Source organism: Burkholderia sp. 10_S31 (genome assembly GCF_056930375.1).
Genome location: NZ_JBXOWK010000003.1, coordinates 3,514,880 through 3,534,714 on the forward strand (window position 1 = coordinate 3,514,880; position 19,835 = coordinate 3,534,714).

Here is a 19,835-nt window from a genome sequence, read left to right on the forward strand (position 1 = left end):
CGTCATTCCCCGACGAGGAAGATGCGCGTGACGGGCACGCGCAGCGACGTCGCGCCAATGCTGACCTGCAGCCCGGTCACCGCGCGCGTCGGCGGCGCGTTGCCGATCTGCGGCACCTTCAGCGCATCGTTGTTCTGCGACAGCGCGTCGCTGGCCGCCTGCAGGTTGGTGGTCCAGCCGACGCGCGGCACGTACAGCTTCGCGTCGATCGCACCGACGCCGCCCATCAGCGCGACCCAGCTCCAGCCGTCGACGCTGCTGTCCTTCAGCACGTCGCGCAGGCGGTTCGCATCGTCGAGCGGCGGCGACGCATAGCGCACGACACGCCCGCCGGCGATCCGGTAGCGGACCACCTGCAGCCGCGGCGCGGCGCCCGGCACGTCGAGTTCGCGGACGATCTGCAGCGTGTTGCCGGCAACGCCGATCGCCGGCTGGCCGGCTTCGTCGTCGGTCGCGGCGAGCCGCGCGTCGATGCGCATCTGGTCAAACATCTGCGCGAATACGCGCTCGTCCTCCATCGCGGACGCGACCTTGTCGCGACCGCGCATGATCTGGTCGAGCCCGCGCCACGACAGGATCGCGACCACCGCGAGGATCGCGATCGCGATCATCAGTTCGATCAGCGTGAAGCCGCGCACGCGGCGCGAGCCGACGGAACGCACGGGCCGGCGCCGCATCGGCGCGTCAGAGCGGACGGCTGGTTTCATTCGCGACCACCGTCACCATTTGCGCGAGCACGCCGGCGCGCCCCGGCATGCTCACCGACACCTGCACGCGCCGGAACACCGGGTTCGGCGTCGTGCTCACGCGCTGCGTGCAGACCAGCTGCACGTTGCCCTGCGAGCAATCGAAGCTCTGTTCGCCGACCTCCGGCCACGCATGCGTGAGGCGCAGCTGCGCGAGCGCGTTGTCGGCGCTCCAGCCGGCGAGCAGCCGGCGATGAAGATCGGATGCATTGGTCGCCATCGTACCGACCGCGCGGATCGACGCGGCGAGCGCGACCGCGATGATCGCGAGCGCGACCAGCACCTCGATCATCGTGAAGCCTCGGGAAGAAGAAGCCGGGAAGGGCAGGCGACGACGCATCGTCATTGCACCTCGTAGCGGCCGTTGCCGGTGCCGACGATCGTCGCGCTGCCGACCGCCGAATGCAGCGTCACGCGCACCGGCGTGTCGATGCTTTCGGTGCCGAACACGACGCGGCTCGCGCGCGTGTCCGACCCCGGATAGTCGATGTCGGCGCCCGTGACGCCGCCGTCCCAGTCGCGCGGGCGCAGCAGGTCGTCGCGCAGCGTGCGCCAGCCATCGGGCGAGCTCACGTCGAAACGGAAGCCGTGCGCGGTCGGCTGCCATGCGATCGGGCGGGCGCGCACCTGCGCTTCGTCGCCGGCCGTCTCGAACAGCAACGCGATGCGCTGCGCTTCCTCGCGCAGGTCGGTGCGCGGGTTGCGCGTCAGCGACAGCGACGCGAGCGACACCAGCAGGCCCGCGATCACGAGCACGACCAGCATCTCGAGCAGCGTGAAGCCGCGTGCACGCGCGTGCGCCGCGCTCACGGGCACGCCGCGACGCACACGGCTGTCGCGGGCATCGCGGCGAGCGCGAGCGGAGCGCAAGGGCGTGCGAAGGGCAGGCATGAATGAAGAACGGGACGAACGTCGGATCGGTCAGCGCGGGCTTACTGCCACGAGCCGATGTCGGAATCGTTGCTCTCGCCGCCTTCCTTGCCGTCGGCGCCGTAGCTGAACACGTCGATCTCGCCGTGCACGCCCGGGTTCAGGTACTTGTACCCGTTGCCCCACGGATCGTTCGGCAGGCGCTCGAGATAGCCGCCGTCCTTCCAGTTGTTCGGGATCGGATCGGTGGACGGCTTCTGGGTCAGCGCGTTCAGACCCTGTTCCTGGGTCGGATAGCGGCCGTTGTCGAGACGGTACAGCTTGAGCGCCTGCATGATCGTGCCGATGTCCTGCTTCGCGGCGATACGGCGCGCTTCGTCGGGACGGCTCATGATCTTCGGCACGATCAGTGCCGCCAGGATCCCGAGGATCGCGACCACCACCATGATCTCGATCAGCGTGAAACCGCGCTGACGGCGCACGGCCGCATTACGGCGAGTGATCCACGTTTGCATGACTGACTACCTCTTTCCAAAAAATATCGTCGATTGAGTGACGCACCCGGCGCATTGCGGACGTTTGCCTGACGGCAAGCTTCCGTTTCCCCCGGGCGCGGAGCACGCATTGTAAGGCGCGCATCGCCGAGGGCTTTCACCCAACGCAAATTTCACATAGATCCGTACAATAGCGCGCATGAACGCGCTCTCGATCCGGATCCTCTCCCTAGCCCTCTTCGCGGGTTTGTGCGCGACGGCCACCTACTGGGTCGTCACGCTGTCGGCCCGCGAAGCGCCGCTGCCCGCCGCCGCCGCGCGGCTGCCGATCCGCACCGAGGACGCCGCCACGCTCTTCGGCGGTCAGCTCGACAAGAATCCCGTGCAGGACATCCACCTGTTCGGCATTCTCGCGCTCGATCATGGCGGCGCCGCGATCGTCGGCATCGGCGGCGAACCGCCGCGTGCCGTGTCGCTCGGCGCCGAGGTCACGCCCGGCGCGAAGCTCGCCGAAGTCCGCAGCCGCTCGATCATCGTCGACCGCAACGGCGCCCGCGCCGAAATCCAGCTCCCCGCCAACACACCGTCCCCCGCGATCTACGTGCGTTGAACGATGGCGGCCTGACCGCCGGTCAGGCTGTCACTGCACCATATTGTTCAGCTCGATGATCGGCAGCATCACGGCCAGCACGATCACGAGCACGATGCCGCCCATCGCCAGGATCAGGAGCGGCTCGAGCAGGCTCGTCAGGAACATCGTGCGCCGCTCGAGCTCGCGCGCCTCGCCTTCCGCCGCGCGGTCGAGCATCGTCGTCACGTCGCCCGTCGCTTCGCCGGAACGGATCAGGTGCACGAGCACCGGCGGAAACGTCTTCACGTTGTTCAGCGCGCGCGACAGCGCGGAGCCTTCGCGCACGCGCACGATCGCATCGTCGATGTTCGCGCGCATCGCGCGGTTCGACAGCGTCTCGCCGGCCGCCTGCAACGCGCGCAGGATCGGCACGCCGGCCGCGGTCAGGATCCCGAGCGTGCTCGCGAAGCGCACCGTGTTGTAGCCGCGCACGAGCTTGCCCGCGAGCGGCGCGGTCAGCACCCAGCGGTCGAACGCGAGCCGCGGCCCGTCGCGCGACAGCGTCGCCTTCACGAACCACACGACGAGCGGGACCGCGATCAGGATCGCCCACCACCAGTGCCGCACGAAATCCGACAGCGCCATCATCACGATCGTCAGCAGCGGCAACTGCTGCTTGGTGCTCGCGAACACGTTGACGACCTGCGGCACGACGTAGCTCAGCAGGAACGTGACGATGCCGAACGCGATCAGCGTGACGATCCCTGGATACGTGAACGCGAGCAGGATCTTCTGCTTCAGCGCGTTGCTCTGTTCGATGTAGTCGGCCAGACGCGACAGCACGATGCCGAGCTTGCCGGTGTGCTCGCCCGCCGCGACGAGCGCGCGGTAGATTTCCGGGAAGTCGCGCGGATGCTGGCCCAGCGCATTCGCGAGCGAATGGCCGCCGAGCACCTCGGCGCGGATCGCGGCCATCAGCTCGCGGATGTAGTCGCGCTCGGCCTGCTCGGTGAGCACGCCGAGCGCCTCGTCCAGCGGCAGCCCCGCGATCAGGAGGCTCGCGAGCTGGCGCGTGAGGATCGCCTGCTCGCGCTGCGACAGCTTGCGGCCGAATGCGAGGCGCTGCGAACGCGCGCCGCGGGTCGCGCTGGCGGCCGGTTCGACCACCAGCGGCGTGAGCCCCTGCGTGCGCAGCTGGCTGCGTGCGCCGCGCGCGCTGTCGGCATCGATCACGCCTTTCTGCGCGTGCCCCGCCGAATCGATTGCTTCGAAACGGAATGCCGGCATCGCGCTATGCGCCTCCCGTCACGCGCAGCACTTCCTCGAGCGACGTCGCGCCGGCCGCGAGCCAGCGCTCGGCGTCGTCGCGCAGCGTGCGCATCCCTTCCGCGCGGCCCGCGGCGAGAATCTCCGCATCGGCCGCGTTGCGATGGATCAGCGTGCGGATCGAGTCGTCGATCACCAGCAACTCATACACGCCACGCCGGCCCGCATAGCCCGAATGCCCGCACTTGGCGCAGCCGACCGGATGCCACACGGTGCGGCCTTCCTCTTGCCGCTCTTCCTTGCAGACCGGGCAGAGCTGGCGCACCAGGCGCTGCGCGAGCACGCCGAGCAGCGACGACGCGAGCAGGTACGGCTCGACGCCCATGTCGGTCAGGCGCGTGACGGCCGATGCCGCATCGTTGGTGTGCAGCGTCGCGAGCACGAGGTGGCCCGTCAGCGATGCCTGCACCGCGATCTGCGCAGTTTCGAGGTCGCGGATTTCGCCGATCATGATCACGTCCGGGTCCTGGCGCAGGATCGAACGCAGCGCACGGGCAAAGGTCATCCCGATCCGCTCGTTCACCTGCGTCTGGCCGATGCCGGACAGGTCGTATTCGATCGGATCCTCGACGGTCATGATGTTGGTCGTCGCCGTTTCGAGCCGCGACATCGACGCGTACAGCGTCGTCGTCTTGCCCGAGCCGGTCGGGCCCGTCACCAGCACGATCCCGTGCGGGCGGCCGATCAGCTTGTCGAACTGGACGAGCGTGTCGCGGCCCATCCCGAGCGCTTCGAGGTTCAGGCGCTGCGCATCCTTTTCCAGCAGACGCAGCACCGCGCGCTCGCCGTGCCCGGTCGGCAGCGTCGACACGCGCACGTCGACCGGCCGGCCGCCGACGCGCAGCGTGATGCGGCCGTCCTGCGGCAGGCGTTTCTCGGCGATGTCGAGTTGCGCCATGATCTTGATCCGCGAGATCAGCGCGCCGTGCAGCGCCTTCTTCGGACGCACGACGTCGCGCAGCGTGCCGTCGACGCGAAACCGCACGACCGACGCATTCTCGAACGGCTCGATGTGAATGTCCGACGCCTGTTCGCGCGCCGCTTGCGTGAGCAGCGCGTTGATCATCCGGATGATCGGCGCGTCGTCTTCCGACTCGAGCAGATCCTCGACTTCGGGGATGTCCTGCATCAGCCGCGACAGGTCGACTTCGCCTTCGACCTCGCCGACGATCTGCGCCGCGCTGCCGTCCTGGCGCGCGTAGGCCTGGTTGATCGCCTGCGCGAGCTCGTCGGCCGGCACGCGGTGCACGGAGATCGAGCCGAAGTTGCGTGCGATTTCGGCGAGCGCCGCATCGTTCGTGCGTTCGCTGATCCACACCTCGAGCGTGTCGTCGAGCTGGTGCGCGATCAGCACCTGGCCGCTCTTCGCGAAGCCGTACGGCAACAGACGCGCGGCGAGCGGCGACGGCGGCTGCCGGTCGCCCGGCGCGCCGTCTTGGGGCGAGGACGCGAGCACGTCGCTCACTGCGAGGCTCCCGGCGTGGCGGTCAGCGGTTGTTGCGGCATCGACTGCTGCGGCACGCTTTGCGGCTGCGCGGGCGTCGCCTCCGGCAACGGCTGGGCCGGCACCGGCGCCACCTGGCGCTGCACCTGCTGGCGACGCATCTTGTCGAGATCGAACAGGTTGCCCGCGGCCGTGCCGCCCTGGCTCGGACCGATCGGCATCGGCGGGACGACCGGATCGTCCTTGTCGCGGATCACGTTGTTGTCCGACTTGTACGCGCCCGTCACGCCCTGGATGTAGTCGTAACGGTTCGCCGTGACTTCCTGAGCGGTGCTGCGGTCGGAGATGATCACCGGGCGCAGGAACACCATCAGGTTGGTCTTCTGGCGTTGCTTCGATTCCGAGCGGAACAACTGGCCGATCCACGGAATGTCGCCGAGCAGCGGCACCTTGCTGTTCGATACCTGGTAGTTGTCCTGCATCAAGCCGCCGAGCACGATGATCTCGCCGTTGTCCGCAAGGATCGTCGACTGGATCGAACGCTTCGTGAAGGTCGGGCCGGTCTGCGCGTTGGTGGTGCCGCTGACGACCGCCGAATCCTCAGTGTAGAGCTGCAGCTTCAGGATCCCGCCGTCGGTGATCTGCGGCTTCACGTGCAGCGTCAGGCCGACGTCGCGACGGTCGTACGTATTGAACGCGTTGCTCGTCGTACCGCTCGTCAGGTTCGAATACGAACCGGTCGCAATCGGCACGTTCTGGCCGACGACGATCTTCGCTTCCTCGTTGTCGAGCGTGATCAGGTTCGGCGTCGACAGCACGTTCGCGTCGCTCACGCCGGCGAAATACTGCAGCAGTGCGCCGAGCCCCTGCACGCCGAACATGTTGTGCAGCCAGCCGATGTTGAGGCCCTGGTTCAGGTTGGCGAGATTGGCGGCCAGTCCGGTGGTGGCCGCCGTGCCGCCCGTGGTCAGGTTGATGATGCTGTTGCCCGCCACGTTGCCGGCCGCTGCCGCCAGGTTCGTGCCGCCGAGGAACTGGCCGCTCGCGACCTGCCACTGGATGCCGAGGTTGCCCTGCGTCGTCGAGTTCAGCTCGACGATCAGCGCTTCGATATAGACCTGCGCACGGCGCGCGTCGAGCTGGTCGATCACCGAGCGCAGGTTCCGGTAGACCGGGTCCGACGCGGTGATGATCAGCGAGTTGGTTGCCGCGTCGGCCTGGATCATCCCGCCCGGCTGGTTGTCGTCGTTCTTTTCCTTGTCGCCGCCGAGCAGGCCGCCGCTGCCGATGCCGCCGCTACCCGACGCACCGCTGCCGTAGGACGACGACGAAGACGAGCCGCCGAGGCCGCCGGACGGCAGCGGCGGGGTGCCGGACGTGCCGGTCGAGAAGTTGCCGCTCGACGACGAGCCGCCGTTCTGGTTGAAGCTGTTCGCATCGTTGGACGACGCGGACGAGCCGCTGTCGTTGCCGCCCTTGCCGAGCATCCCGCGCAGCGTCTTCGCGAGCTTCACCGCATCGGCGTTGCGCAGCGGCACGACGTGCATGTTGCCAGGCACCGCACTCGGTGCGTCGAGCTGCTGCGCGAGGCGCTTCGCGGCGGCAAGGCGCGCGCCGTTCGATGCGCGCAGCATCAGCGAGTTGGTGCGCGGATCGGCCGTGACCGACACCTTCAGCGTCGCATCGCTGTTGCCGATCGCGCCCGGGTCGAGCATCTTCTGCATCTGCGCTGCAAGGTCGATCGCGTTCGCGTTGCGCAGCGGCACGACCTGAACCTGCGTGCCCGCGGCGCTGTCGATACCCGCGATGATCCGCGCGATGCGGCGCACGTTGTCCGCATAATCGGTGACGACGATCGTATTGTTCGCGGGGTACGCGGCGACCGTGTTGTTCGGCGAGATCAGCGGCCGCAGAACCGGCAGCAGGTTGTTTGCCGATTCGTTGTGCAGCTCGAACACCTGCGTGATCACCTGGTCGCCGCGCGCCTGCGGCGCATTGCCGACATAGGTCGGCACGCCCTGCAGCTTCGCATCGGCCTCGGGCACGACCTTCAGCACCCCGTGATCCTGCACGAGCGCGAAGCCCTGCATGCGCAGCGCCGATTGCAGCGTCTTGAGTGCCTGCTCTTCCGGCACCGGCCGTTCGGCCACGAGATTGAGCTGCCCCTTCACGCGGGGGTCGACGATGATGGTCTTGCCGGTTGCGGCGCCGATCGCCTTGGCGACCTGGTCGATATCCGCATTCACGAAATTGAGCGTGACCTGAGCGTAGGCGGCCTGCGAGACGATGATGCCGGCGACCATCAGGGTCGTGGCGATGCGCCGCATAACGAAGCGATTTCTTGTCATGGATGAATGGGTCGATGCCGGCTCAGGCCACTTCCGGCGGTAGTGCTGGGATCCAAGTCCTAAAGAGGCGACATTAGCAGTTTTTCATGTCCGAAATATCACATTGATCCGAGGACTGTCTCACATACGACATGTATTCGGCATGGCGTATGCAATCTGTAAGTTTTCTGCGCCGCCTCGGCATTTCGGCCAGCACCGTCGTTTTGCGACGAATCGACACGGAAATGCGGTATAAACGGGCTGCGTCTTTCGCCTGTCGGCACGGGACGGACTGTCTGTATGATACGGGCGGCGCGTTTCCAGTCGTACGTACAACAGACACGGGTTTTCCCGACTTTTTGCGTCATTTCCTTTTCGTTTCCGCCCCATGAACAGACGGTTCGCTTCGATCGCGTTGATCGCCGCCGGCGTGTGGTTCGCCTGCGGAAACGCTCGCGCGGACTGTTTCGACGAGGCCGCCCGGTACCAGAAAGTCAATCCGTTGATCCTGCGTGCGATCGCGTGGCAGGAATCGCGCAACCGGCCCGACGCGCTGAACAAGAATACGAACGGCTCGGTCGACTACGGCCTGATGCAGATCAATTCGATCCACCTGTCGGCGCTGTCGCGCTACGGCATCGGCCGCGACACGCTGATGGAGCCGTGCAAGAGCGTCTACATCGCCGCGTGGCACCTGCGCCAGAAGATGAATCGCTACGGCAACACATGGCAGGCGGTCGGTGCCTATCATTCCGAAACACCGTCGCTGCGCGACAAGTACGCGCGACAGATCGCCGGAATCCTCGCGCAGTGGAAGCTTTTGCCGCCCGTACAGTGACGCCGCGCGGCAGCACGGGCTGATGTCGTGCCGCTCGGCCGGCGCGCGTTTGATGCACAATGCGGATCTCACGCTGCGGTTTCGACCGGCTTCGGGCGACCGGCTCCGAGCCGATCGCGCCCCGTCAGGGCGCCGCGGCCGCTTTTTCATCTTTTCCGTTGGTGCAAATCGTTATGAATCCGGCAATGACCCAGCCGTTGCCCGTTACCGTGCTGTCCGGTTTCCTCGGCGCCGGCAAGACCACGCTGCTCAATCACATCCTCGCGAACCGCGCGGGCCTGAAAGTCGCCGTGATCGTCAACGATCTCGCGGCGGTCAACATCGACGCGTCGCTCGTGCGCGATGCGCAGGCGCTGTCGCACGTCGAAGAACGCCTCGTCGAGATGTCGAACGGCTGCATCTGCTGCACGTTGCGCGACGACCTGCTCGTCGAGATCCGCACGCTCGCGGCGGACGGTCGCTTCGACGCGATCGTGATCGAATCGACCGGCATCGCGGAGCCGATGCCGATCGCCGAAACCTTCACCTTCGTCGACGACGATGGTGAATCGCTGTCGAACGTCGCGCGGCTCGACACACTCGTCACCGTGGTCGACGCCTACAATTTCCTGCGCGACTACGGTTCCGACGACGCGCTCGCGACGCGCGGCATCGCCGCATCGGACGAAGACGATCGCACGCTCGTCGAACTGCTGATCGAGCAGATCGAATTCTGCGACGTGCTGGTGATCAACAAGGCCGACCTCGTCGGCGCGGACGAACTCGCGCGCCTGCAGCACATCCTCGCGCGACTCAACCCGCGTGCGCACCAGGTCGTGTCGACGTTCGGCAACGTGCCGCTCGACGAAGTGCTGAACACCGGCCGCTTCGATTTCGACGAAGCCGCGAACGCACCGGGCTGGCTCGCGTCGCTCGATCACGATCACACGCATTGCGACGATCCCGAGTGCCACGATCCGCATCATGCGCATGTGCATGGCGAAGCGGACGAATTCGGCATCGGCAATTTCGTTTACCGCGCGCGCCGGCCGTTTCATCCGGCACGGCTCTGGACGCTGCTGCATCAGGAGTGGCCGGGCGTGCTGCGCAGCAAGGGCTTCTTCTGGCTTGCGACGCGCAACGACATCGCCGGTTCGCTGTCGCAGGCGGGCGGTGTGTGCCGGCATGGCCCGGCGGGTCTCTGGTGGGCCGCGCAGGATCGCGCGGAATGGCCGGACGACGACGAGCTGCTCGCTGAAATTCGCACGGAGTGGCAGGGCGATCTCGACGACCGCTCGGTTGGCGATCGCCGTCAGGAACTCGTGCTGATCGGCATCGGGCTCGATGCCGGCGCATGGCGCGCGAAGCTCGACGCATGCCTGCTCACCGATGCGGAATTCGCGCTCGGTGCGACGCAATGGACTGCGTTCGACGATCCGTTCCCGACGTGGGATATCGATGAGCACGACGACGAGGATCCCGACGCGCAGATCGTGCACGCGTAATACGCGGTAAAAAGCGACACGCGAGAAGTAACCGTTAAATCTTGCAAGAGTGGGGCGGACTGTGGCGAAAATGCTGCGCGCACCCAACAAAAAACCCGCCGAACGGCGGGTTTTTTCCTGGAACAGGCGCTGAATTAACGCTTGTTGACGGCGTCCTTGAACGCCTTGCCAGCCGTGAACTTGACCGTCTTGGCTGCCGGGATCTTGATGGTTTCGCCCGTCTTCGGGTTGCGGCCCGTACGTGCTGCGCGCTTGCCCGAACCGAAGCTGCCGAAGCCGATCAGCTGAACCGCATCACCCTTCGACACGGCCTTCTTGATGACTTCGAGCAGCGTGTCCAGCGTTTCGCCGGTTTGAGCCTTGCTGGCGCCCGTTTGGGCGGCGACGGCGTCGATCAGTTCCTGTTTGTTCATTAAGGTTCCTTTTTCAGGTTAGGTTTGACACGAACAGCGCGAACGCGCCGATTATACGTGCGCGAACCGTGCCATCGAGAGTCAGACTCCGACAGCACAGCGCCGAATCCTGGCCCGCGCGACGTGCCGTCCGGCTTGCCGGCGGCCACCCCGCGGTACGGCGTTGCTATGATAGCGCAGCGCAAACCCAATAACGACAAGGGTTTCAAAGATTTTCATCGGTATTTCGCCGAATGAATCGTCGATTGCCCGTTTTTTGACCTGCGCCAACCGGACAGGATATGCAGCCGGGTCCAGCCGTGCGCCGCGCCGTTGGTTTTTGCCAACGACCCGCCGGACACCTCCGCGCAATCCCTTTCCAGGCTTGGCTGCCACGTTTTTTGTTTCGCATGCCAGACCGACTCGTACCCACCACGCTCGCGTTTCGCGACGACGGCGCCCTCATCTCGCCCGAGTACGGCGACATCTATCACAACGTCGCGGGCGCGCTCGCGCAGGCGAGCGACGTGTTCATCTCGGGCAACGGGCTGCCGGCGCGCTGGCAGGGCCGCCGCACGTTCACGATCGTCGAGATGGGGTTCGGCGCGGGCGCCAACTTCCTCGCGACCTGGGCCGCCTGGCGCGACGATCCCGCGCGCTGCGAGCGGCTGCATTTCGTGTCGTTCGAGAAGCATCCGTTTTCGCGCGACGACCTGCGCCGGGTGCTTTCCCATATCGTTGCCAACACAACCATATCGGCAGAGGCGGAGATGCTTGCCGATGCATGGCCGATGCTCGTTCCGGGTTTTCATCGCCTCGAATTCGACGCTGGCCGAGTCGTGCTGACGCTCGCGCTGGGCGACGCGAGCGAGATGCTGCCGAAGCTGGTCGCACGCGCCGATGCGTTCTATCTCGACGGTTTCGCGCCTGCGAAAAGCCCGGATCTATGGTCGGCCGATCTGCTTCGCGCACTCGCACGCGTGGCCGCCGAAGACGCGACCTTCGCCGCGGATTCGAGCGCGGACGTGGTGAAAAAAGCGCTCGACGAAACGGGTTTCACCTATCGAGAGAGTGCGGGACTGGCCGGCAAGTACGCGATGCTCGCCGGCGAATATGCACCGCGCTGGCGGATGCGCCGACACGAACCGCCGCGCGCATTGCCGGTTGCCGCACGCGAAGCGATCGTGATCGGTGCGGGCCTGGCAGGCTGCGCGGTGGTCGAACGGCTCGCCGCTCGCGGCTGGAACGTCACGCTGATCGAGCGGCACGAGCGGATCGCGAGCGAGGCATCGGGCAATCCGGCTGGTGTATTCCATCCGCTGATGACGCGCGACGACAACGTCGCGAGCCGTCTCACGCGCGGCGGTTTCCTGCATGCGCTCGCACGCTGGCGTGCGCTCGAAAATGCCGGCCATGCGTTCGCGCGCAGCACGCGCGGGATGATCCATCTCGCGGAATCGGCTGATGATTTCGCGCGGATGCGCGATGCGTTCGACGCGCTCGGCGCACCGTCCGACTACGTGTCGCTGCTCGACACCGATGCGGCCCGCGCGCATCTGAACCTGCCGGTCGCACACGGCGGCCTGCTGTTTCCGCACGGCGGTGCCGTATGGCCGGCCGGGGTATGCGCAGCACAATTGGCGGCAGCCGGCGAGCGCGTGAAACTGCTGCCCGGCACCGAAGTCGCGCGACTCGAGCGTGATGGCGACACGTGGCGCGCCGTCGATTCGGCAGGCGCGACACTCGCCGAAGCACCGGTCGTCGTGCTCGCGAACGCGGGTGATGCGGTGCGTCTCGCGGCGCTGCGGCATGTCGCGCTGCAACCGGTGCGCGGCCAGCTCACGCTGCTGCCGGCCGGCAGCACGGCGTCGCTGCCGTGCCCCGCGATCGGCGATGGCTATGCGGTGCCGCTCGACGACGGCACGCTGCTGATCGGCGCGACGTTCGAACCCGACGACGTCGATCCGGCGATGCGCACCGCCGGACATATCGAGAATATCGAGCGCGTCCGGCATCTGCTGCCCGGCCTGATCGGCGAACTTCCGGACGTCGATACGCTGCGCGGGCGTGTCGCGTTTCGTTGGGTCGTCGCCGATCGCGTACCGGTGATTGGCCCGCTCGCCGACGAAGCGCAGACCCTCGCGAATGCACGCGCACTGAGCGGCGCGAAAGCGCGCGACCTGCCCCGTACCGCAGGCCTCTATGGGGCATTCGGCTATGGCTCCCGCGGCCTCGTGTGGGCGGCGCTCGGCGCGGAACTGATCGCGTCGCAACTCGAAGGCGAGCCGCTGCCGCTCGAGCGCGAACTCGCCGATGCCGTCGACCCGGCCCGGTTCCTGATCCGCGCACTGCGCGGCCGCCAGATCGGCTGATCTCGTCAGCCGAAATCGCACAGATCCTTGATTTTTCTGTGCAAGGTTATCCACGCGGTGCTGTGGATAACCGCGCGAAATCCGCACGCACTTCGTGTGCAATCACAGTGGACGTAAACTGGGCAACTCCGCACAGCTGTGAAACGGCCCGAAAGTTGCTCAACTCGAACCCCTGTGAGCAAACAGCCTGTTCAACCGGTTATGGCGGCGCCAACACGTTGATCTTGTTGCGTAAACCGAGGTTATCCACAGAACTGTGCGTGCTTTGTTAACTTCTACTATGTATATATACAAGTAAACCTTTGAAACCAAAGACCTGCGGGGCCTCACAGCGACGCGAGTCGATTCAATCGGTTCCAGAGCGAAAAAGCTGTGGCACAATCGGTTTCCTTCGCGTTCGTTCGGCCAAGCGCCGGACATGCTTCAATGGAACGGTCGGCACGATTTCGAATCTGAATCTTCGAGACTGCGCAGTCCGTTCACACACCAGGCCGACAATCCAGATCGGCAGCCTGAACGACAGTTCCGCCGGATGGCGGAAAGAGGCGGATCCCATGTCCCGCCGTCGTCGACCACAACAATCACACTCGGGGCGATACCCAGCCGGCGCGCATCTCATTTCTGACGCTTGACCCCGCGCCGCTGGCGATTGCTTCCAAAGGAGAAGTCACCACGATGAAGTCGGCGTTCTCATTCCTGCCCAACTGGCCGCTCGCGCCAGATGCCGTGTTCTGGGCCGGGCTCGCGTTGTTCGCGGCGGGCCTGTGCGGCGAGCTGTGCTATCGCGCATGGCGGTTGCCGCGCATCACCGGCTACGCGGTGATCGGCCTGATTGCCGGATCGTTCGGATTCGGCGTGATCGACGCAAGCACCGACGAAACCTCGCGGCTCCTGATCGACGTCGCGCTCGGCCTGCTGCTGTTCGAGCTCGGCAGCCGTCTCGACCTGAAATGGATACGCCGCAATCCGTGGCTCATTGCATCGAGCCTCGGGGAAGCGACGCTGACGTTCGTGCTCGTGCTGTTCGTGATGCTCGCGCTCGGCGTGTCGGGCATGGTCGCGCTCGTGCTGTCCGCGATCGCGATCGCGACGTCGCCGTCGATGGTGATCCAGCTCAAGACCGAACTGCGCGCGGAAGGGCAGGTGTCGCAGCGACTCATCACGCTGACCGCGCTGAACAGCGTGTACGCGATCGTGCTGACCAAGCTCGTGACGAGCTGGCTCCACCAGGAAGCATACGGGAACGTTTTCGCGACGATCCTGCAACCCGTCTACCTGATCGCCGGTTCGTTCATCGTCGCGTATCTGGTCGCGCGTGCGTGCAATTACCTGTTCCGCCACATGACCGCGACGATGCGCGACGAGCATTCGTTCGTCGCGCTGTTCGGGCTCGTGATGCTCGCGATCGCGGTCGCGCAGGCGCTGAAGCTGTCGACGCTGCTCACGCTGCTGCTCGCCGGCATCATCGTGAAGAACCTCGAGGCGCGTCCGCAGCTGTGGCCGGAGCATTTCGGCACGGCCGGCTGGCTGCTGACGGTGATTCTGTTCGTGCTGACGCTCACGTCGTTCACGTGGGGCGACATCGCGCTCGGCGGCCTGCTTGCGATCGCGCTGATCGTCACGCGACTCGTCGCGAAGCTGGCCGGCGTCGTCGTGTTCGCGAAGCCGAGCGGGCTCGGGATGAAGCAGGGCGTCGCGCTTGGCATTGCGCTGACACCGATGTCCGCGCTGTCGTATCTGCTCGTCGACGACACCTACCAGCTCTATCCGAATTTCGACCCGCACCTGCGCGCGATCGTGATGTGCACGATCGTGATCCTGCAGCTCATCAGCCCGTTCGTCGTGTACCGCTGCCTGTCGGCGGTCAGCGAGCGCAGCGACAGAAACTGATTCCGGAACCTGCCATGGCACTCGAAACCTTCGTCAATTCCGAGCCGTTCACGTTCGGCGTCGAACTGGAGATCCAGGTCGTCAACACGCACAACTACGACCTGACCAAGGCGGCATCCGACCTGATGCGGCTGATCCAGGGGGAGACCTTCCCTGGCAACATCACGCCGGAAATCACCGAGAGCATGATCGAGCTGTCGACCGGCATCTGCCACTCGCACGAGCAGGCAGTCTCCGAGCTGCATGCGATCCGCGACGTGCTCGTGAAGGCGGCCGACCAGCTCAATGTCGGGCTGGCCGGCGGCGGCACGCACGCGTTCCAGCAGTGGAGCGACCGGCAGATCTACGACGCGCCGCGCTTCCAGTACATCTCCGAGCTGTACGGCTATCTCGCCAAGCAGTTCACCGTGTTCGGCCAGCACGTGCACATCGGCTGTCCCGATCCGGACAGCGCGCTGTTCCTGCTGCACTCGATGTCGCGCTTCATTCCGCACTTCATCGCGCTATCCGCGTCGTCGCCGTTCGTGCAGAACGTCGACACCGGCTTCCATTCGGCGCGCCTGAATTCGGTATTCGCGTTCCCGCTGTCGGGCCGCGCGCCGTTCGTGCTGACCTGGGACAGCTTCGAGGAGTACTTCACGAAGATGGTCAACACGGGCGTCGTCAACTCGATGAAGGACTTCTACTGGGACATCCGGCCGAAGCCCGGCTACGGGACGATCGAGGTGCGGGTGATGGACACGCCGCTGTCGGTCGACCGCGCGGCCGCGATCGCGTGCTACATCCAGACGCTCGCGCGCTACCTGCTGACCGACCGGCCGCTGAAGCTGTCGGAGGACGACTATCTCGTCTACACATTCAACCGTTTCGAAGCGTGCCGCTTCGGGCTCGAGGGCACCTGCGTCAATCCTCAGACAGGTGAGCGCCGCACGATCGCGGAAGACATCCTCGACACGCTCGACCGGATCGCGCCGCATGCGGCCGCGCTCGGCTCGCGCGCGGCGCTCGACGAGATCGGCGCGCTTGCGAAGGCGCGCGTGAATGACGCATCGTGGTTGAGAACCGTTTTCAAACAGGAAAAATCGCTGAACGAGACGGTTCGCCAGCAGTGCCTGCGCTGGCGCGAATGAAAAAATGTTTTGCAGATTACAGGCTCGACCGCGCGGCGATTCGCTGAACGCCGGTCGGCGCCGATTCGCGGGCGGCGCGTCGCCAGTCGTCCTGAAAATCTGTGGATAACCCGATATTCTGCTTCAAAGTCAACGCTCTGCGGGATGGATAACCCGGTGGACTCGGGCCACCGCCACGATGGCCGATCCGAACAGGAAAATGCTTGCACGTGGTGCCGTGGGGCCGGCAGAGATTGCCGGCACAACGAAAAAATCGGGTTATCCAGCGATTTTCCACAGAATGAAGGGGATAACTTAGCTGTGCGATTTTCCGCTCTCGCTTAGAATGTCGGCTTTGCGGACACCGGAACGACGTGTGTCTCACCGGTCGCCGCGAACGCGACCGCCGCGTGTGCCTCGCGACGGCCGTGTCGACGCTCTTCAACGAGCGTCTGTTTTGAGATAGACATTCGATCTCCACACTACGGCTGCTCGGCAATCCGGGCGGCGGCAAAGCGAAAAGACTATGAGCGAAGGCGTTTACGGGAATCAGGCTTCGGGACGTGTGACCCACAGCTTGCTGCGGTTGAGTACGGCCATGCGGAGCCAGGCATGGGATTGGGCGGAAGGCGCTGGCCTCACGCCGACGCAGGGCGAGATCCTCGTGTTGCTGCTGCAACGCAAGGGTCCGATGCGGCTCGGCGAGATCGCGCGCGAGACGCAGCTCACCGCTGCGACCACCAGCGATGCGGTCAGCACGCTCGAAACGAAGGGGCTCGTCGAGAAGCGTCGCGCACTGGACGACGGCCGTGCGCTCGCCGTGCGCCTGTCGGCCCGCGGCCGTACCGCGGCGAAGAAGGCGCTGCAATGGCCGGAATTCCTGACGAAAGCGGTCGGCAAACTCGGCGCGGACGAGCAGGGCACGCTGTACCGCGCGCTGCTGAAGACGCTGCGCGAACTGCAGGTGGCCGGTGTGACGCCGCCGCAGCGCATGTGCCTGACGTGCGCCCATTTCCAGCCGGGCAAGCAGTCGAAGAAGACCATGCATTACTGCGCGGCGCTCGACCTGTCGATGGCCGACAGCGATCTGCGTCTCGACTGTTCGGTGCAGGAAGAAGCCGACGCGGCGACGCAAAAGAAGACCTGGAAGGTGTTCGCCGGCTGACGTCCGTCGATCGACCGGGAGGCCGATGATGAACGCTGAAGTGGTGGCGATCCGCCACGTGCATTTCGAGGACCTCGGCAGTTTCGAGCAGGTGCTCGGGGAGCGCGGGCGGCGGGTGCGCTATGTCGACGTCGGATCGTCGCGCGTCGAAGTGCTCGACGCGCTCCAGCCGTCGCTGCTCGTGGTGCTCGGCGGGCCGCTCAGCGTGTACGACGACGCGCAGTATCCGTCGATCGCACCGCTCGCGGCGCTCGTGCGCCAGCGCATCGACGCAGGGCTGCCGATCCTCGGCATCTGCCTGGGTGCGCAGTTCATCGCCCGCGCGCTCGGTGCGCGCGTCTATCCGGCCGCACAGAAGGAGCTCGGCTGGGCGCCGCTGACGCTCACCGACGCGGGCCGCGCGTCGCCGCTGCGCCATCTCGACGGTGCGGCGACCTCGGTGCTGCACTGGCACGGCGATACGTTCGACCTGCCGGGCGGCGCGATCCATCTCGCGTCGACACCGGTATGTCGCCACCAGGCGTTCGCGTGGGGGCAGCACGTGCTGGCGCTGCAATGCCATCCGGAAATCCGCACCGACCGCTTCGAACCCTGGCTGATCGGCAACGCCGGCGAAATCGCGTCGACGCCCGGCATCGACGCGTGCCGGCTGCGTGCGGACACCGTGCAGCACGGCCCCGTGCTGGAGACGGCCGCGCGACGCATGTTCGCGGAGTGGCTCGACAGCGTCGGGCTTTGATCCCGGGCGTGCGGCCCCGCGCGTGACCGGTCCGCAGGCAAGGCCGGCTGGTGCGCCGCTGCCTGCCGCGCGCGCTGCATCGCCATCGCAGCCGACTTCACGCCGGCGCTACCTGACCATCCGCTTACTGCCAGACCGGCTGCCAGCAGGCTTCGGGCGTGCATGCTACGCTCGTCCGCTCTTTCCCTTTCCTGGCGAGCGGCACCCATGACTGCGCTGTTTTCTCCGTTCACGCTGCGCGGCGTGACCCTTCCGAACCGGATCGTGATCTCCCCGATGTGCCAGTACTCGGCCGAGCGCGGCGAGGCGACCGACTGGCACACGATTCACCTCGGCCATCTCGCGCTGTCCGGCGCGGGCCTGCTCTGCATCGAAGCGACCGCCGTCGAACCCGACGGGCGCATCACGGCCGGCGACCTCGGCCTGTGGGACGACGTGACCGAAGCGGCGCTCAAGCCCGTGCTGGCGTCGATTAGTAAGCATTCGCCGGTCCGCATCGCGATGCAGCTATCGCATGCGGGGCGCAAGGCATCGAGCGAGGTGCCCTGGAAGGGCGGTCAGCTCGTATCCGTCGCCGATGGCGGCTGGCTGCCGCATGCGCCGTCGGCGTTGCCGCACAAGGACGGCGAGACGCCGCCGCTCGCGCTCGATGCGGCCGGCCTGAACCGGATCCGCGAAGCGTTCGCGGCCGCCGCGAAGCGTGCCGCGCGCCTCGGCATCGATGCGATCGAGGTGCATGCGGCGCACGGCTACCTGCTGCACCAGTTCCTGTCGCCGATCGCGAACCAGCGCACCGACGAATACGGCGGCTCGCGCGAGAACCGGATGCGCTTTCCGCTCGAGATCTTCGAGATCGTGCGCGCGGCGTTTCCGGAGGACCGGCCGGTCGGCGTGCGTGTGTCGGCGACCGACTGGGTCGAGGGCGGCTGGGAACTCGACGACACGATCGCGTTCGCGCACGAACTGAAGCAACGCGGCTGCGACTGGATCGACGTGTCGTCCGGCGGCGTGTCGCCGCTGCAGAAGATTCCGCTATCGCCCGGCTACCAGGTGCCGTTCGCGCAGGCTGTGAAGCGCGCGGTCGGGATGCCGACGATCGCGGTCGGCCTCATTAACGAGCCCGCGCATGCGAACCGGCTGATCGAGGCTGGCGATGCCGATTTCGTCGCGATGGCGCGTGCGATGCTGTACGACCCGCGCTGGCCGTGGCATGCGGCCGCCGAGCTCGGCGCGCGGGTGTCGGCGCCGCCGCAGTACTGGCGTTCGCAGCCGCGCGAACACAAGGCGTTGTTCGGCGACATCGCATTCGGCCAGCGTTGAGCGTCATGCGCGCGATATTGCGTGCGATGTTGAACGAAGCAATCGCGAACATGTAGGATGCGGGTGATTCGCCGCATGCCCCGATGCGGCACCGACCGGTGCCGCGTTTTCGTTTTGCGCGACGCAGGGCCGTGACCGCGGCCGTCTTCCATTCAAGTCGTCTTCACAAGGATTCGTTCGATGAGTTCACGCAGGATCGCGGTGCGCCGCTCGGGAGTACACGGCAAGGGCGTGTTCGCGGTGGAGCCGATCAAGGCCGGCGAGCGCGTAGTGGAATACAAGGGCGAGCGAATTTCGTGGAAGGAAGCGCTGCGTCGCCACCCGCACGACCCGAACGAGCCGAACCATACGTTCTACTTCGCACTGGAAGAGGGCGGCGTGATCGACGGCAAGGTCGACGGCAACAGCGCGCGCTGGATCAACCATTCGTGCGCGCCGAACTGCGAGGCCGAGGAGGTCAAGGGCCGCGTGTTCATCCACGCGCTGCGCGACATCGGACCGGAAGAAGAGCTGTTCTACGACTATGGCCTCGTGATCGACGAGAAGCTGACGAAGAAGCTCAAGCGCGAATACGCGTGCCATTGCGGCGCCGCTGCGTGCCGCGGCACGCTGCTCGCGACGCCGGACGACGACGGCAAGAAGAAAAAGAAGGACAAGAAAAAGAAGAAGTGACCGCAGTGGCCGCGCATCCTGCGCGGCTGCTCCACCGGCCGGCTGCCGCGCGCCAACGTGCCACGCGGCCGGTGTT

The 19,835-nt window shown here is 66.1% G+C and carries 18 protein-coding genes; 10 read left to right on the top strand and 8 right to left on the bottom strand.

The window, feature by feature from the left end:
- Positions 1 to 2: 2 nt before the first annotated feature.
- The 4 genes from AC1Z3W_RS36535 to gspG are packed head-to-tail and all read right to left on the bottom strand — an operon-like array spanning position 3 to position 2,131.
- Positions 3 to 707 carry a PulJ/GspJ family protein gene (locus AC1Z3W_RS36535; protein WP_057927989.1) on the bottom strand — a complete coding sequence of 235 codons (705 nt, stop codon included), beginning with the start codon at positions 705 to 707 and terminating at the stop codon, positions 3 to 5.
- The gene (gene gspI / locus AC1Z3W_RS36540; RefSeq protein WP_057927988.1) at positions 685 to 1,092 is read right to left on the bottom strand and encodes a type II secretion system minor pseudopilin GspI; all 408 of its coding nucleotides are present in this window, start codon (positions 1,090 to 1,092) and stop codon (positions 685 to 687) included. Before gspI ends, AC1Z3W_RS36535 begins: the two co-directional genes overlap by 23 nt.
- A complete protein-coding gene (locus AC1Z3W_RS36545; protein ID WP_057927987.1) occupies positions 1,089 to 1,637 on the bottom strand; it encodes a GspH/FimT family pseudopilin in 549 nt (182 codons plus the stop codon). Before AC1Z3W_RS36545 ends, gspI begins: the two co-directional genes overlap by 4 nt.
- A gap of 41 nt (positions 1,638 to 1,678) precedes the next feature.
- On the bottom strand, positions 1,679 to 2,131 hold the full coding sequence (gene gspG, locus AC1Z3W_RS36550; protein WP_057927986.1) for a type II secretion system major pseudopilin GspG: 453 nt from the start codon (positions 2,129 to 2,131) through the stop codon (positions 1,679 to 1,681).
- Positions 2,132 to 2,309: 178 nt separating this feature from the next.
- Between gspG and AC1Z3W_RS36555 the strand changes: the two genes are divergently transcribed.
- Positions 2,310 to 2,720 (top strand): type II secretion system protein N, encoded by a 411-nt coding sequence (locus AC1Z3W_RS36555; protein WP_124834754.1) that lies wholly within the window; start codon positions 2,310 to 2,312, stop codon positions 2,718 to 2,720.
- Positions 2,721 to 2,750: 30 nt separating this feature from the next.
- On the opposite strand, the gene gspF is transcribed toward AC1Z3W_RS36555, so the two are convergent.
- Genes gspF through gspD form a run of 3 tightly spaced genes read right to left on the bottom strand, consistent with a single transcriptional unit; the run spans position 2,751 to position 7,799 of the window.
- Positions 2,751 to 3,968: a type II secretion system inner membrane protein GspF gene (gene gspF / locus AC1Z3W_RS36560; protein WP_124834755.1), complete on the bottom strand. Its 1,218-nt coding sequence runs from the start codon at positions 3,966 to 3,968 to the stop codon at positions 2,751 to 2,753.
- A gap of 4 nt (positions 3,969 to 3,972) precedes the next feature.
- Positions 3,973 to 5,472, bottom strand: coding sequence for a type II secretion system ATPase GspE (gene gspE / locus AC1Z3W_RS36565; protein WP_175826441.1), 1,500 nt, complete (start codon positions 5,470 to 5,472; stop codon positions 3,973 to 3,975).
- Complete coding sequence (gene gspD, locus AC1Z3W_RS36570) at positions 5,469 to 7,799, bottom strand: type II secretion system secretin GspD (RefSeq protein ID WP_057927982.1); 2,331 nt, start codon at positions 7,797 to 7,799, stop codon at positions 5,469 to 5,471. Before gspD ends, gspE begins: the two co-directional genes overlap by 4 nt.
- Before the next feature lie 367 nt (positions 7,800 to 8,166).
- Here gspD and AC1Z3W_RS36575 point away from each other — a divergent pair, with 367 nt between their 5' ends.
- Entirely contained in the window at positions 8,167 to 8,616 is a 450-nt protein-coding gene (locus AC1Z3W_RS36575; RefSeq protein ID WP_057927981.1) for a lytic transglycosylase domain-containing protein, read from the top strand.
- Between the two features lie 173 nt (positions 8,617 to 8,789).
- Positions 8,790 to 10,100, top strand: coding sequence for a GTP-binding protein (locus AC1Z3W_RS36580; protein WP_124834757.1), 1,311 nt, complete (start codon positions 8,790 to 8,792; stop codon positions 10,098 to 10,100).
- Positions 10,101 to 10,234: 134 nt separating this feature from the next.
- On the opposite strand, the gene AC1Z3W_RS36585 is transcribed toward AC1Z3W_RS36580, so the two are convergent.
- Positions 10,235 to 10,513, bottom strand: a complete 279-nt coding sequence (locus AC1Z3W_RS36585) for an HU family DNA-binding protein (RefSeq protein ID WP_006401505.1) — start codon at positions 10,511 to 10,513, stop codon at positions 10,235 to 10,237.
- A gap of 389 nt (positions 10,514 to 10,902) precedes the next feature.
- Between AC1Z3W_RS36585 and mnmC the strand changes: the two genes are divergently transcribed.
- The 7 genes from mnmC (at position 10,903) to AC1Z3W_RS36620 (ending at position 19,759) form a co-directional block, all read left to right on the top strand.
- Positions 10,903 to 12,864 carry a bifunctional tRNA (5-methylaminomethyl-2-thiouridine)(34)-methyltransferase MnmC2/FAD-dependent 5-carboxymethylaminomethyl-2-thiouridine(34) oxidoreductase MnmC1 gene (gene mnmC, locus AC1Z3W_RS36590; RefSeq protein ID WP_124834758.1) on the top strand — a complete coding sequence of 654 codons (1,962 nt, stop codon included), beginning with the start codon at positions 10,903 to 10,905 and terminating at the stop codon, positions 12,862 to 12,864.
- Positions 12,865 to 13,539: 675 nt separating this feature from the next.
- Positions 13,540 to 14,754 carry a cation:proton antiporter gene (locus tag AC1Z3W_RS36595; RefSeq protein ID WP_057927978.1) on the top strand — a complete coding sequence of 405 codons (1,215 nt, stop codon included), beginning with the start codon at positions 13,540 to 13,542 and terminating at the stop codon, positions 14,752 to 14,754.
- A gap of 14 nt (positions 14,755 to 14,768) precedes the next feature.
- On the top strand, positions 14,769 to 15,884 hold the full coding sequence (locus AC1Z3W_RS36600) for a YbdK family carboxylate-amine ligase (protein ID WP_006490006.1): 1,116 nt from the start codon (positions 14,769 to 14,771) through the stop codon (positions 15,882 to 15,884).
- A gap of 505 nt (positions 15,885 to 16,389) precedes the next feature.
- Positions 16,390 to 17,028, top strand: a complete 639-nt coding sequence (locus tag AC1Z3W_RS36605; RefSeq protein ID WP_124834759.1) for a MarR family winged helix-turn-helix transcriptional regulator — start codon at positions 16,390 to 16,392, stop codon at positions 17,026 to 17,028.
- Between the two features lie 28 nt (positions 17,029 to 17,056).
- Positions 17,057 to 17,767, top strand: coding sequence for a glutamine amidotransferase (locus AC1Z3W_RS36610; protein ID WP_124834774.1), 711 nt, complete (start codon positions 17,057 to 17,059; stop codon positions 17,765 to 17,767).
- Between the two features lie 207 nt (positions 17,768 to 17,974).
- Positions 17,975 to 19,087, top strand: coding sequence for an NADH:flavin oxidoreductase/NADH oxidase (locus AC1Z3W_RS36615; protein WP_124834760.1), 1,113 nt, complete (start codon positions 17,975 to 17,977; stop codon positions 19,085 to 19,087).
- 180 nt (positions 19,088 to 19,267) lie between these two features.
- Positions 19,268 to 19,759: an SET domain-containing protein gene (locus AC1Z3W_RS36620; protein WP_057927975.1), complete on the top strand. Its 492-nt coding sequence runs from the start codon at positions 19,268 to 19,270 to the stop codon at positions 19,757 to 19,759.
- Positions 19,760 to 19,835 lie beyond the last annotated feature (76 nt).